At 55.2% G+C, this 13,538-nt stretch carries 12 protein-coding genes; 4 read left to right on the forward strand and 8 right to left on the reverse strand.

Translation table 11 applies throughout. From position 1 onward, the window contains the following. From HOL66_14645 to HOL66_14660, 4 genes are all read right to left on the reverse strand, one after another. Positions 1 to 502: hypothetical protein (locus tag HOL66_14645; GenBank protein MBT5245473.1), on the reverse strand; the 502-nt coding region annotated here is incomplete at its 3' end. A 175-nt stretch (positions 503 to 677) separates the two neighbouring features. Next, positions 678 to 1,553 carry an AEC family transporter gene (locus HOL66_14650; GenBank protein MBT5245474.1) on the reverse strand — a complete coding sequence of 292 codons (876 nt, stop codon included), beginning with the start codon at positions 1,551 to 1,553 and terminating at the stop codon, positions 678 to 680. A gap of 24 nt (positions 1,554 to 1,577) precedes the next feature. Further along, on the reverse strand, positions 1,578 to 2,993 hold the full coding sequence (pyk, locus tag HOL66_14655) for a pyruvate kinase (protein MBT5245475.1): 1,416 nt from the start codon (positions 2,991 to 2,993) through the stop codon (positions 1,578 to 1,580). A 70-nt stretch (positions 2,994 to 3,063) separates the two neighbouring features. After that, on the reverse strand, positions 3,064 to 4,317 hold the full coding sequence (locus HOL66_14660; protein ID MBT5245476.1) for a glycerate kinase: 1,254 nt from the start codon (positions 4,315 to 4,317) through the stop codon (positions 3,064 to 3,066). 120 nt (positions 4,318 to 4,437) lie between these two features. Here HOL66_14660 and HOL66_14665 point away from each other — a divergent pair, with 120 nt between their 5' ends. The 3 genes from HOL66_14665 (at position 4,438) to HOL66_14675 (ending at position 5,992) form a co-directional block, all read left to right on the forward strand. Further along, the gene (locus HOL66_14665; protein ID MBT5245477.1) at positions 4,438 to 4,755 is read left to right on the forward strand and encodes a hypothetical protein; all 318 of its coding nucleotides are present in this window, start codon (positions 4,438 to 4,440) and stop codon (positions 4,753 to 4,755) included. Positions 4,756 to 4,848: 93 nt separating this feature from the next. Further along, the gene (locus HOL66_14670; GenBank protein ID MBT5245478.1) at positions 4,849 to 5,379 is read left to right on the forward strand and encodes a hypothetical protein; all 531 of its coding nucleotides are present in this window, start codon (positions 4,849 to 4,851) and stop codon (positions 5,377 to 5,379) included. 97 nt (positions 5,380 to 5,476) lie between these two features. After that, entirely contained in the window at positions 5,477 to 5,992 is a 516-nt protein-coding gene (locus HOL66_14675; GenBank protein ID MBT5245479.1) for a peptidylprolyl isomerase, read from the forward strand. Here the strand turns inward: HOL66_14675 and HOL66_14680 are convergent. After that, positions 5,989 to 7,314 carry a mechanosensitive ion channel gene (locus HOL66_14680; protein MBT5245480.1) on the reverse strand — a complete coding sequence of 442 codons (1,326 nt, stop codon included), beginning with the start codon at positions 7,312 to 7,314 and terminating at the stop codon, positions 5,989 to 5,991. The genes HOL66_14675 and HOL66_14680 overlap by 4 nt on opposite strands. A gap of 66 nt (positions 7,315 to 7,380) precedes the next feature. Continuing rightward, the gene (locus HOL66_14685) at positions 7,381 to 8,592 is read right to left on the reverse strand and encodes an MFS transporter (GenBank protein MBT5245481.1); all 1,212 of its coding nucleotides are present in this window, start codon (positions 8,590 to 8,592) and stop codon (positions 7,381 to 7,383) included. A 116-nt stretch (positions 8,593 to 8,708) separates the two neighbouring features. Between HOL66_14685 and HOL66_14690 the strand changes: the two genes are divergently transcribed. Continuing rightward, positions 8,709 to 9,518 carry a helix-turn-helix transcriptional regulator gene (locus HOL66_14690; protein ID MBT5245482.1) on the forward strand — a complete coding sequence of 270 codons (810 nt, stop codon included), beginning with the start codon at positions 8,709 to 8,711 and terminating at the stop codon, positions 9,516 to 9,518. Here HOL66_14690 and alaS read toward each other — a convergent pair. Both alaS and recA read right to left on the reverse strand, forming a co-directional pair. After that, positions 9,515 to 12,160: an alanine--tRNA ligase gene (gene alaS, locus HOL66_14695; GenBank protein MBT5245483.1), complete on the reverse strand. Its 2,646-nt coding sequence runs from the start codon at positions 12,158 to 12,160 to the stop codon at positions 9,515 to 9,517. The genes HOL66_14690 and alaS overlap by 4 nt on opposite strands. Before the next feature lie 177 nt (positions 12,161 to 12,337). Next, a complete protein-coding gene (gene recA, locus HOL66_14700; protein MBT5245484.1) occupies positions 12,338 to 13,450 on the reverse strand; it encodes a recombinase RecA in 1,113 nt (370 codons plus the stop codon). Positions 13,451 to 13,538 lie beyond the last annotated feature (88 nt).

Genomic DNA, 13,538 nt, shown 5'->3' on the forward strand with positions numbered 1-13,538 from the left:
CGCCCAGCGAGAAGGTAGTGTCATCGATAAAGGTAATGCCAACGGCGGCTCCCTTGGCTGTGACCAGGGTGTCGCCCTGGAAAATATCGTCGCCCTTGGTGAGGGTCACCTTGCTGCCATCAACACGGATCGCTTCAACAATTCCGTCCGTCGCCTCGACCTGGCCTATGGACTCTGCGACCTGCGCCAGTTGCCCATCCAGGGCAGAGGCGCTTTGCCCCGGTGCTACCGGACCCGCCAGATTGATCGCCAGATCGGCCGTAATCATGGCCCCTGTATCGGTCAGAAGATCGGGTGGATTTTCGAGATTGAAAAAGTCACGGATCAGGATTTGCACGCCGTCCGGGCCGGTCAGCAGAAGGTCGGGGCCTTGTGGTGAAAAGTCGGCCTTAAGCAGCCACGCATCACCGGGAATGGTCAGCATCTCGCCATCAACGGCCTGCAAGACATGCTGGCTGGAGGCAGACTCCACGTGTATCTGGGACAAACCTGACTGCGCCACGCGCGGCCTCCCTTATTCTAAGCTCAACAGAAGAACGTTTCTACGTTCCCACAGGTATCAAGTAAGTAACCTGAGTTCTTATTAACATGGAAAATCAAAACGATCAAATTGATCATCTTTTTTAGCAAATTCACGTCTTGCACACTGTGACATCCGTCACAGAACAGCATTTGGCCTAAAGCACGAACCACAACAGTACAGGAAGGCTGGCAAATGAAAGTGCAGTTGAAATAAAGACCAATCCCGCAACTTCTTCGGGCGAACGATTGTAACGCTGGGCGAACAGGTAATTAAAGACGGCGACGGGCATGGAGGATTGCAAGATCAGGATGCCGCGCTCCACACCCTCAAGCCCCAAGACGACTGACAGGCCAACACCAACGCCAAAACCCAGAATCAGACGCAACAACGACAACCCCGTCGCCCGTGCAAGCGCGTTAAAGCGAAGCCGCGCCAACGACACGCCGAGGGTTATCAGCATCATCGGGATGGTCATGCCACCCAGTATTTCTGTGGTGTTGGCGATCACGGCCGGGGGATCAATTTTCAAAACAATGAACACCACCGCAATGAAGACCGCATACAGGATCGGTATTCGCACCAATGCCTTAAACGACAGGGTTCCCGAAGGGATCATCATGCCCAGGGTAAACTGGCCGATGGCGGAAACAGTAAAGAAGACAATCGCCAGCACCAGACCGGCCTCGCCAAAGGCCAGCAGACACAAGGGCAGCCCCATGTTACCGCAGTTGGAAAACATCATCGGCGGCAAGAAAGACCTGATGTCCAATTTGCTCATTTTCAGGATCGCGCCGCCAATGACGGCCGAACAGGCAATCGCCAAAACCGCATAGACCGCCATCGAGCCAAAGGCATTCAGGTCCAGTTTGGCCGACGTCAGGGTAAAGAAAACCAGACACGGTGTGCCGATGTTGGTCATCAGCGCCGTCACAAGATCAACGTCAAAGGGGCGTTCCTGGCGGGCCCAGATAAATCCGATACCAGCGCAAATAAAAACAGGCGCAATAATGGCAAACAGGTCACCAAGCATATTTAGTATTCCTGGTTGTCAGGGCTATGAGATTTTGGCGATACGCAAAATATTGGTGGCCCCCGGGGTGCCAAAAGGAACACCCGCCGTCACCACAAGAGAATCACCGGTGCTGGCGAATTCTTCATGTTTTGCTGATTCGATGGCAAGGTTGACCATCTCGGTAAAACTGGTCAGGTCAGGGGTCAAAACCGAATGGACGCCCCACACCAGGGTCATGCGCCGGGCAGTTTCCCATTTTGGCGTCAGGCCCAGAATAGAAACGGTTGGCCTTTCGCGCGAAGCACGCAAGGTCGTCGAACCACTGGAACTGAAGGTCACAATCGCCGCTGCGGAAATAATCTGGGCCGACTGGCGGGCCGCCGCGGTAATCGCGTCATTGGCCGTGTTTTCAGCTTCCCGTCGTTCGGAATCAGTAATCTTGCGATACAACGGATCGACTTCGACCCGATTGATAATCCTGTCCATCATCGACACCGTCTCGATGGGATATTCACCAACAGCTGTTTCCGCCGACAACATCACAGCGTCGGCACCATCGTAAATGGCGGTGGCAACGTCGGATGCCTCGGCCCGGGTCGGGGTCGGTGTGTGGATCATTGATTCCAGCATCTGGGTGGCGACGACAACGGGCTTACCGGCGCAACGACACGAATAGAGGATTTGCTTCTGAATGGCCGGAACGTCTTCTGGCGGCAATTCGACACCCAGGTCACCCCGGGCCACCATCACAGCGTCGGCCAGATCGACAATTTCATCGAGATAATCAATAGCCGATGGTTTTTCCAGTTTCGCCATGACGCCAGCGCGCCCGTCGACCAGCTTTTTTGCCTCAACAATATCCTCCGGACGCTGAACAAAAGACAACGCCACCCAGTCGACGCCCAATTCAAGTCCGTATTGAAGGTCTCCATGGTCCTTTTCGGTAATCGGTGACAAGTCAAGCATGGCGCTTGGCACATTGACACCTTTACGATCGGATATTTCGCCGCCGGTAACAACCATGGTTTCAGCAAAATCCTTGCCACATTTATGGACCTTAAGCTCAATCTTGCCGTCGTCGAGAAGCAATTTCATTTCCGGTTTCAGGGCAGCGAAAATTTCAGGGTGCGGCAGCGAGGCGCCAACATCGTTGCCCTGGATTTCAGCCAGTTCAAGCCTGAAAGGGTTGCCTGCGCGCAGAACAGCCTTGCCATCCTCGAACACGCCAAGGCGCAGTTTCGGCCCCTGCAAATCGAGCAGGACGCCAATCGGCCTTTCGTGTTTCTTTTCCAGGGCGCGAATGGTATCGAAGCGGGCCTTGTGCTCTTCGTGGGCGCCATGGGAAAAATTGAGCCGGAAAACGTCGACCCCGGCCAGGAACAGATCGTTAATGCTTTTCTCGTCCGACGTGCCCGGGCCGAGTGTCGCGATAATCTTGGCGTTGCGTCTACGTCTCATAAAAATGCTTTCGGTTAAATCGTCAAAACCCTGAATACAGGCTACTTTTATACCCGTTAGGGTTAATGTTTCATTGAATTAGTATGGCCCGGAAATCATTGACGTTGGTCAGCGTCGGACCGCTGATCACCAGATCGCCAAGGGCCTTAAAGAAACTGTAGGCGTCATTGTCGGCCAAGTAAGCCTCTGCGTCCAGCCCCAGCGACTTTGCGCGGCTCAGGGTGTCCGGGCCAATGATGCATCCGGCATTATCCTCGCTGCCGTCAATACCGTCCGTATCACAGGCAATTGCCGAAACACCCGCAAGGCCGTCAAGGGCGATAGCCAGGGCCAGCAAGAACTCTGCGTTGCGGCCGCCGCGGCCCTTGCCCTTGAGCGTCACCGTCGTCTCACCACCTGAAAGCAACACACACGGTCTTGCCACCGGTTGACCATGACGACAAACCTGGGTTGCGATTCCCGCCATCACCTGGGCCACTTCACGGGCCTCACCTTCAATGGCGTCACCCAGTATGAGCGGTGTTACACCTTCATCAAGAGCTTTTGCTGCGGCGGCTTCCAGGGCCATTTGCGGTGTTGCGATCAACACCGTTTCCACACCATCCAGTCGTTCATCACCGGGTTTTGGGGTTTCAGATGACGGGTTGTCCAGGGCCCGGGCAATAGCCGGTGCGGCCTCGATACCATAAGCGGCAAGAATTTTACGGGCATCGGCAAGGGTTGTCGGATCGGCCACTGTCGGCCCGGAGGCGATCACCGCCGGGTCATCGCCCGGAACGTCGGAAATTGCCAAACTGAGGACACGCGCGGGCCATGCGGCCAGGGCCAGCCTGCCACCCTTGATCGCCGATAAATGCTTTCTGACACAGTTCATTTCGGAAATCGGTGCGCCTGACTTCAGCAACTGGCTGTTCAGGGCCTGTTTGTCTTCCAGACTGATCCCCGGTCCCGGCAAACTGAGCAGCGCCGATCCACCGCCGGAAATCAAACACAACGCCAGATCATCCGCGCCAAGTTCCTCAAGAAGTTTGACAATGCGAGCCGCCGCTTCCCGCCCCGCCGCGTCGGGGACCGGGTGGGCAGCTTCAACCACCTCAATATGATCACATGAAACACTGTGATCGTAACGGGTGACGACCAGCCCGCTTATGGGACCCGACCAGTTTTCTTCAACCGCCCTGGCCATGCTTGCCGCAGCCTTGCCGGCGCCGACGACAACGGTTCGGCCTTTTGGCGGGGACGGCAAATGGGCAGCCAACACGGCCTTGGGATCGGCAGCGGCCACCGCGTGGCTATACAGGTCTCGAAGGAGGGATTGGCTCATAACTATGGGCTTTATAAAGTTGGTTTAAGCAATCATTTGGAAACTTTTATAAATCACTATGAAGCAGTTATAGCAATGATGACGGTTATAATCGTCCCGAAATCGCGGTAAACAGTAATCATGATTAAGAAATTCATCTCCAACGCCATGCTGTCCGTCTTCATGGACAAGCAAGCCAAAGAGAAATATCAAGCCGTTAAGGAAAGCCGAAAAGCCCACAAACCCGGGCTTTCAGATCCTGTACAGGCAGAAAATCCACCAATTCAGGAAGGTTTGGCCGATAGCCAACCCATGAGCCGCCAGGAATTGATCGAAAGCGCCATGGCGGTTCACAAAGAGAAATCCAAGGTTCTCGACGAGTTGACCGTCAATGAACGACAAAAACTTCAGCTTATCGCCATGCAAGCGATGAAAGGTAAAGTCGGGGGATCTACCTAAAGTTATGGAATTAATGCGTTTTTTTATGGCATAGCGTTTTTTTATGATTATGATTGAGGCGCTGCTAGATTTTTCTCCAATCGGAAGTGAAGCATGTCAGAAGAAATCGAAAATATACGACTGAAATCCGAACTGACGGGCCTGTTCCGTTATCTTGAGAGGGTGCGCGAGGAAATCGCAGCCATCAGCCGACCTGCTGACGAAGATTTCCAGTTTGAGAGCATGGGCGAACAGCTTGACGCCATCGTCAAGGCGACGGAAAAAGCCACCAATACGATTATGGAGGCGACGGAAAAATCCATTGCCGCCGTTGACGAGTTACGCAAAACAGTTAGCGATCCGGCGCAAATCGCTTTGCTTGATGAGATTGTCGGCGACGGCAACGATATTCTTGAAGCCTGCTCGTTCCAGGACATCACCGGCCAGCGCGTCAGCAAGGTCGTCAAATCCGTGACCTATGTGGAGGAACGTATTAACGCCCTTATCGACGTTTGGGGCAAAGATGAAGTGGCCGGCGTCGAGGTTGAAGGCAAAGAAAAGACCGAAGACGAGAAACTCCTCGCCGGTCCGCAAATGGAAGGCAAAGGTCTTGATCAGGCCGCCATCGACGCCCTGTTCGACTGATCCCCAATCATCACGACTGTAATATTCTCAAGAGGCACCCATGATCCGCCAAATTGCGTTTAAATTCCCTATCGCCCTTTCATTCCTTCTGACATTGATGATGGCCCCGATGACAGACACCCATGCAGAAACCCCCGTCGTTCTTGAAAACACCCTTTATCTGGACCTCAAAGATGGTCGTGTGACAATCGCCCTTAGGCCGGACCTGGCACCCAACCACGTTGCCCGTATCAAGGAACTGGTTCGCGAAGGTTTTTATGACGGTATCGTCTTCCACCGGGTGATCGGCGGCTTCATGGCCCAGACCGGGGATCCCACCGGCACAGGCAGCCACGGCAGCGGCCAGAAAATTGATGCGGAATTCTCAGACGAGCCCCACGTTCGCGGCACCCTGTCAATGGCCAGAAGCCGTGATGTTAACAGTGCCGACTCGCAGTTTTTCATTGTCTTTGCCCGCGCCAAACACCTGGACAATAATTATACAGTCTGGGGAAAGGTCACCGATGGTATGCGCGCCGTCGCCAAGATCAAACGCGGCGAGGCGGGAAGCGGAAGGGTTACCGACCCCGACAAGATCATCCGTATGCAGGTCGCAGCCGACGCCAAGGACTAACCCTCTTCGGTCTCGATTTTAACCGGTATTGTTTTATTGAAATGAATCTCGCGTTGCGGGAACGGAAATTCGATGCCGTTTTCATTGAACAAATCCCAAATCCCGAGCAGAATTTCATTTCTCACATTGGACAGGCCATTGCGGGGATCACGCAACCAATAACGCAACTCAAGATCAACGGAATTATCGCCGAAACCTTTAAGGTGACAAACCGGGGCCGGGTTTTCGAGCACCCGTGCCTGACCAATTGACGCCTCAACAGTCAGTTCCATGGCTTTCCTGACATCTGAAGAATAGGAAATACCGATCGGCACTCGTTGACGGATTAACTGGTTTGAGTAGGACCAGTTTTCGACCCGCTGTGAAATCAAATCCTCGTTTGGGATCAAATGTTCGGTGCCGTCGCGGGTAATCACCGAAACATACCGGGCGCTTAGGGAATTGATCCAGCCATAGGTCTCGCCAATAGCGATAACGTCACCGGGTTTGACGGATTTTTCGAGCAGCAAAATAACACCGCTGATCAGGTTGGAGACAACCTTCTGCAAACCAAAACCGATACCCAGACCGACAGCGCCTGAGAACACGGCAAAGGCGGTCAAATCGATACCGACCGTGTTCATGGCCAGGACGAAGGCTATGACGTACAAGGTTATCTTGAGAAGTTTGCCAAACAACACCTGTACCGAAGGTGTCAGCCCCGCCATCTTGTTGATTCGGCGTTCAACAAGCGATGACAGAAACCCGGCCAGCCAGAACAGCACGGCCAGTGCAACCAACGCCTTGCCGACACCAAGCACCGAAACACGGGTGGCGCCAAAGTTGATGGCCATGTTATCGAGAATGACCAGCGTCGGGTCGAGCATACCGACGATATCAAGGGCGGCCAGCGACCATGCCGATATGGCAATCGCCTTCGACCAGCCCGGATCAGCAACCAGCGATGACGCCAAACGAATAATGATCCATGCGGTCAGCAGGCTGACGGCGCTTTCAAGCAGGTGTGATGGCCAACCGGCGTTCCTGGCCGCAAACACCGAAAACCATTGCAGGATAATCCACAGGACGGGAAGGGTCAGCGGCTTGATGGCGCGGATTACGTTCTGGTATATCTTCTCGTAACCGGCGGGTGCCTTGAGATGATCAAGCAGCGACTCGACACGCGGGCTTAAGAAGCGCACCACCAGAAAGATCAAACCGATGGTGATCAGTTGCAGCAACGGGGCCAGAACAAAGACGTTACTGCCCAGCCAGGCCAATAACTGCTCGGCCAGTTTCTGAATATCTGCGAGCACTGGAAACGCTTCAAAAAGGGCGTCCATTATTCCCCCTGCCAAATCACCTTTTGTGCAAGCCTATGCGGCGGAAGCCTTCTGGGCAAGGTTGCTTTATTGCGCAGCGTTGACAGATAGCCGGTAAGGACCGATCAGGGCGACGTTTTCATGGCTTGGATTTTCGGGGATAAGACGAACCAGAATCAGCGACAGCACTGACATCGCGGCCCCGGCCAGGAATACATATGACGGTGAAATCAGCCACAAAAAGCCGAAAGCTGCCGGAATGACAACGGCGGCAATGTGATTAATGGAAAAAGCCACACCGGCTTGCGATGCCATGTCCGCCGGGTCGGCGATCTTCTGGAAATAGGTCTTGATGGCAATGGCCATGGAAAAGAACATGTGATCGATAATGTAAAGGATAACGGCAATCCAGGCCGTATCAACGAAGGCATAGGTGACAAAGACACCGACCAGACCGACGTATTCAAAAGTCAGCGCCCGGCGTTCGCCCCAATGGGCGATCAGCTTGCCGATCTTTGGCGCCACGTACATGTTCAGACCACCATTGACCAGAAACATCAGGGTAATGGAGGTGACGCTAAAGCCAAATTTTTCGACCATCAGGAAGCCCGCGAAGACAACGAAAATCTGCCTGCGAGCCCCGGCCATGAAGGTAATCAGGTAATACAGCCAGTAGCGCCCGCGCATAAACAACTTCTTGTGCTGCTCCACCTTTTCAGGGAAACGCGGAAAGGTGACCCAGCAGAACAAGGTAATGGCCATTGTCGATCCGCCAGCGATCACGTAAACCCAAACCATGTCCAGGCCGCCCTTGTCGATGCCAAACCAGATCAAGGCGAAGGATATCAGGCCCGAAAACGATCCAACCGCGATCAGCTGACCCATGAAGTGCGGTGCTTCTTCCTTGCTGATCCACTGCAAGACCAGCGACTGGCGAACGGTTTCGTAATAATGAAACCCAAGGGACATCAACACTGTTGTTGCATACAGCCCGACCACCGAAGGCAGCGCGCCGGTGATCGCCGTGCCGATACCAAGCAGCAGCAGCGAGACTAGGCCCAATGTCTGTTCACGCATTAAAAGCAGTAAGAAGACAACGGCAAAAGCCAGGAAGCCCGGAATTTCGCGTAGGCTTTGCAGGATACCGATTTCAACACCGGTAAAGGCGGCCCGCTCGATGGCGAAGTTATTAATCAGCGCCATCCACGTCGAAAATGATAGCGGCATGGCAACCGCCATCAGGATCAAGAAGGCTTCTGGTGAGCGCCAGTTACCACGAAAATAACGTTGAATATCCATAACGCTTCCTTTGGATGAGATCAGGGAATTAACACTCCCCAAATACCCGGCTACTTTACCCAGACAAAGAAATGTCGTATACGGGGCATCTGGACAATTAATAACGAGTTTCGGACATGCCTGCGGTTTTCGGTTTTCAAAGTTCCCCGACGGGTCGGCGTAACCCGATCGATGACAGAGAGACCGATGCCGTCCCCCGCCCCATTGCTTTCAGAAAAAGTGAAATCCTTAACGGTCATTCCATTGAACGTCACCATCATGCACGCGCACAGTTGTTGTACGGCTCAAAAGGCGTCCTGATCGTCGAGACATCGGTTGGAATCTGGATTGTGCCTCCGCTCAGGGCTGTATGGATACCGCCGCTTATCGACCATGAGGTCAGCGCCCAGGGCATGGTTACGGTGCGCAGCCTTTATTTCCACTCCTCCATCATCAGATCCCTGCCCACAGACTGCTGTGTCGTCACCGTTTCACCGTTGCTGCGTGAAATGATCCTGCGAGCCGTCGAAATGCCGACACTGTATGACGAAAACGGCGCCGATGGTCGCTTCATGGCCGTGTTGCTGGATCAGATCAAAGCCCTGCCCGAAACACCCCTGCATTTGCCCGGCACGGATCATCCGCACCTGTTGCCGATTTACCGCAGTCTGTCGGAGAACCCCGCTGACGTCCGTCCCCTGGAAAGCTGGGCCGAAGAACTGGGAACCAGTACCCGCACTTTGACGCGATTGTTCCAGAAAGAAACCGGCATGAGCTTTCGCCAGTGGCGGCAGCAAGTCCGCCTTCTGGAAGCCCTGACCCGACTGGCGGCGGGGATGCCAGTTACCAACGTCGCCATGGATTTAGGATACGAAAGCCAGAGCGCCTTCATCGCCATGTTCAAAAAAGCGCTGGGCAAAACGCCGGGGAAATATTTTGATGTTTAACCCGCAAGCTCCGCTTCGATGGCATCCAGCGCCGCTTGCACCTGCTCAGCATCCGGCCCGCCAGCCTGGGCCATGTCGGGTCTGCCGCCACCACCCTTGCCGCCTACGGCCTGAGAGCCTGCGCGGACAAGATCAACGGCGCTGAATTTCTTAGTTAGATCAGCCGTAACACCAACAACAAGTGACACCTTGCCTTCGCTGACCGAGACCAGAGCGACGACGCCTGAGCCAATCTGACCCTTGATATCGTCAGCAAGTCCCTTCAGGTCCTTGGCCGGCATGTCATCAAGAAGGCGCGGAGCGAAGGTCACGCCGCCGACGTCTTTGGTTTCTACTGGGGATGCGCCACCACCACCACCGGCGGCCAGTTTCTTGCGCAGATCGGCAACTTCCCGTTCCAATTTCTTGCGCTCGTCCATTAACCCGGCAACCCGGCCCGGCACCTCGGCGGTCGGTGTTTTTAAAATTGACGCCACTTCAAGCAAGGCCGCGTCCTGGCCTTCAAGGTAGGCCAGCGCCGCTTCGCCGGTCAGTGCCTCGATACGCCTGACCCCGGCGGCGACAGCTCCCTCCCCGAGCACTTTAAGCAAGCCGATGTCGCCGGTCCGTTTGACATGGGTACCACCGCACAATTCGGTTGAGTATGCCGTCTCGCCTTCCCCCTCACCCATGGAAACAACGCGGACTTCCTCGCCGTATTTTTCTCCGAACAGGGCCATGGCCCCGGCCTCGATGGCCTCGTCAGGGGTCATAAGCAAGGTTGAGACGGCAGTGTTGGCGCGAATTTGTCCATTAACCTCGGCCTCAACGAAGGAAAGTTCATCCGTGGAGATGGCCTTGGGATGGCTGACGTCGAAGCGGAATCGCTCAGGTGCGACCAGTGATCCTTTCTGGGTGACATGATCCCCCAGCTTGCGGCGCAATGCCTCATGCAACAGGTGGGTCGCCGAATGATTGGCCCGTAAGGCACTGCGGCGCTGGTGATCGACATTCAGGATGACCTCGTCACCGACTTTCAAGGCGCCGCCGCTGAGAGTGCCCTCATGAACATGCAAATCGCCGAGTTTTTTATGGGTGGTCGTGACAGCCATGACGATATCGCCGCACCTGAGTTCACCACTGTCGCCCATCTGGCCTCCGGACTCTCCATAGAACGGCGTCTGATTAACGATGATGGCAGCATTTGCACCTTCCGGAGCTTCTTCGACCCGCTGGCCATCAACGACAAGAGCAAGAATTCGGCCCTCGGCGCTTTCGCATCCGTAGCCAAGGAATTCTGTCGCCCCCAATTCTTCGCGGATTTCAAACCAAACCTGTTCGGTTGCCGCGTCACCGGAGCCTGCCCAGGCGGCGCGGGCTTCGGCGCGCTGGCGTTCCATGGCCGCGTTAAAGCCATCAACCTCGACGCTCATACCCCGGTTGCGCAGGGCGTCCTGGGTTAAATCCAGCGGAAAGCCATAAGTATCATACAACTTGAAGGCGGTCTCACCGGCAAGCTCGCCACCCTGACCAAGGTCAGCCGTCGCCTCATCAAGAAGTTTAAGGCCGCGATCAAGGGTCGTTTTGAAACGGGTTTCCTCAAGTTTCAGGGTTTCTCCGATCAGTGCCTCGGCCCGGATCAATTCGGGAAATGCTTGCCCCATCTGGGTAATCAGGGCTGGCACCAGTTTGTAGACCATGGGATCCGTGGTCCCGATCATGTGGGCATGGCGCATGGCGCGGCGCATGATCCGGCGCAAGACGTAACCCCTGCCCTCGTTGGACGGCAAGACGCCGTCGGCAATAAGGAACGAGGTGGCGCGCAGATGATCGGCGATGACCCGGTGGGAAACCTTGTGCTCGCCGTTTGCATCCGTTGACGAGGCCTCGGCAGAGGCATGGATCAGGGCCTGCATCATGTCGGTTTCGTAGTTATCGTGGGTGCCCTGCATGACCGCCGCGATGCGCTCGAGCCCCATGCCTGTATCGATCGACGGTTTGGGAAGCTCAACGCGGGTTTCAAGGGTCTGCTGTTCGAACTGCATGAACACCAGATTCCAGATTTCGATAAACCGGTCGCCGTCTTCATCGGGGCTGCCGGGCGGTCCACCGGGAATATGATCGCCGTGATCGAAGAAGATTTCAGAACACGGGCCGCACGGGCCGGTATCGCCCATGGCCCAGAAGTTATCAGAGGTCGCAATACGGATAATGCGGTCCTCGGGAAGGCCGGCGATTTTTTTCCACAAATCAAAAGCCTGATCGTCCTCTGCATAGACGGTGACCAGCAGCTTGTCTTCGGCCAGGCCGAATTCCTTGGTTACCAAATTCCAGGCAAGTTCGATGGCCACGTCCTTGAAGTAATCACCGAACGAGAAGTTACCCAGCATCTCAAAGAAGGTGTGATGGCGGGCCGTGTAGCCGACATTTTCAAGATCATTATGCTTGCCTCCGGCACGCACGCACTTTTGCGAAGTCACGGCGCGGTTATAGTCGCGCGGCTCCGCCCCGGTGAAGACGTTCTTGAACTGGACCATACCGGCGTTAGTGAACATCAGCGTCGGATCGTTCATGGGCACAAGCGGGCTTGAAGCAACGGCGGTATGGCCGTTAGCAACAAAGTAGTCGAGAAACGCCTTGCGAATATCGTTTACGGTTTTCATGAGTGACAATCTAGGCTGGAAGGGCAAGAAACGAAACGTTTTTAAAGCTTAGATGTGGCCCTGTCACAAAAAAACGCGGCCTTCGTATTTGAAGACCGCGTTCTTTGTTTGGGGACCAGTGGTCTGGGGGCACCGGTCCCCTCGGTAACGTAGGCGTCACCGGGAGCCTTTAGCGCCCTACTCGCCAGCTTCTGGCAGGATGTCGGTGGGGCCGTCCGCGTCATCCTCATCATCGGTGTTGTTGCCGGGGTCTTCCAGCATGGCTTCGGAAATCAGGCCCGATTCCCGGCGGATCGCCTCTTCAATGGCGTTCGCGGCTTCCGGGTGCTCTTTCATATAGGTCTTGGCGTTTTCGCGGCCCTGACCGATACGCTCCGATCCGTAAGAGAACCAGGAGCCGGATTTTTCGATAATCCCGGCCTTGACGCCAAGGTCGATGAGCTCGCCGGTTTTCGAGAAACCTTCGCCGTACATGATGTCGAATTCGATCATCTTGAAAGGCGGCGCCAGCTTGTTTTTGACGACCTTGATGCGGGTCTGGTTGCCGACCACCTCGTCACGGTCCTTGATGGCGCCGATACGGCGGATTTCCATGCGGATGGATGAATAAAACTTCAGCGCGTTGCCACCGGTGGTGGTTTCCGGGTTGCCGAACATGACGCCAATCTTCATGCGGATCTGGTTGATGAAGATAACCATGGTGTTGGACTTGGCGACCGAACCTGTCAGCTTGCGCAAGGCTTGGCTCATTAGCCGCGCCTGCAGGCCGACATGATGGTCGCCCATCTCGCCTTCCAGTTCGGCCCGGGGGACCAGGGCGGCGACCGAATCGATAACCAGCACATCAACAGCGCCGGAGCGAACCAGCGTATCAGTGATTTCCAGGGCCTGTTCACCGCCGTCAGGCTGCGAGATCAGCAGCTCATCAATATTGACGCCCAGTTTCTTGGCGTATACCGGGTCGAGAGCATGTTCGGCATCGATAAAGGCGCAGGTGCCGCCGACTTTCTGGGCCTCGGCAACGGCATGCAGGGCCAGGGTCGTCTTGCCGGAGCTTTCGGGGCCATAAACCTCGATCACCCGCCCGCGCGGCAAGCCGCCAATGCCAAGAGCGATATCCAGGCTGATGGAACCCGAAGAGATCACTTCCGTCTCAACCGTTTCACGTTGGCCCAGACGCATGACCGAGCCCTTGCCGAAAGCCCGCTCGATCTGGCCGAGGGCGGCGTCAAGCGCCTTGTCCTTATTCATATTATCCTTCTCAACGATCTTCAGTTCCGGATTTGCCATTGCTCTTACTCTCTTATTCCACAGGGTTACCAACGATGCAATTGATGCTCAGCGTACCCGTTTTGTTCTCATGCGCAAGCACTTTTTA

It is taken from the genome of Rhodospirillaceae bacterium, from assembly GCA_018662005.1.
Lineage (GTDB): Bacteria > Pseudomonadota > Alphaproteobacteria > Rhodospirillales > JABHCV01 > JACNJU01.

Bases quoted from the DNA above. Each gene is read 5' to 3' on its own strand.
- recA (MBT5245484.1), bottom strand. From the start codon at position 13,450: ATGGCAAATCCGGAACTGAAGATCGTTGAGAAGGATAATATGAATAAG.
- HOL66_14690 (MBT5245482.1), top strand. From the start codon at position 8,709: ATGCCTGCGGTTTTCGGTTTTCAAAGTTCCCCGACGGGTCGGCGTAAC.
- HOL66_14675 (MBT5245479.1), top strand. From the start codon at position 5,477: ATGATGGCCCCGATGACAGACACCCATGCAGAAACCCCCGTCGTTCTT.
- HOL66_14670 (MBT5245478.1), top strand. From the start codon at position 4,849: ATGTCAGAAGAAATCGAAAATATACGACTGAAATCCGAACTGACGGGC.
- HOL66_14665 (MBT5245477.1), top strand. From the start codon at position 4,438: ATGATTAAGAAATTCATCTCCAACGCCATGCTGTCCGTCTTCATGGAC.
- HOL66_14650 (MBT5245474.1), bottom strand. From the start codon at position 1,553: ATGCTTGGTGACCTGTTTGCCATTATTGCGCCTGTTTTTATTTGCGCT.
- HOL66_14680 (MBT5245480.1), bottom strand. From the start codon at position 7,314: ATGGACGCCCTTTTTGAAGCGTTTCCAGTGCTCGCAGATATTCAGAAA.
- pyk (MBT5245475.1), bottom strand. From the start codon at position 2,993: ATGAGACGTAGACGCAACGCCAAGATTATCGCGACACTCGGCCCGGGC.
- alaS (MBT5245483.1), bottom strand. From the start codon at position 12,160: ATGAAAACCGTAAACGATATTCGCAAGGCGTTTCTCGACTACTTTGTT.
- HOL66_14685 (MBT5245481.1), bottom strand. From the start codon at position 8,592: ATGGATATTCAACGTTATTTTCGTGGTAACTGGCGCTCACCAGAAGCC.
- HOL66_14660 (MBT5245476.1), bottom strand. From the start codon at position 4,317: ATGAGCCAATCCCTCCTTCGAGACCTGTATAGCCACGCGGTGGCCGCT.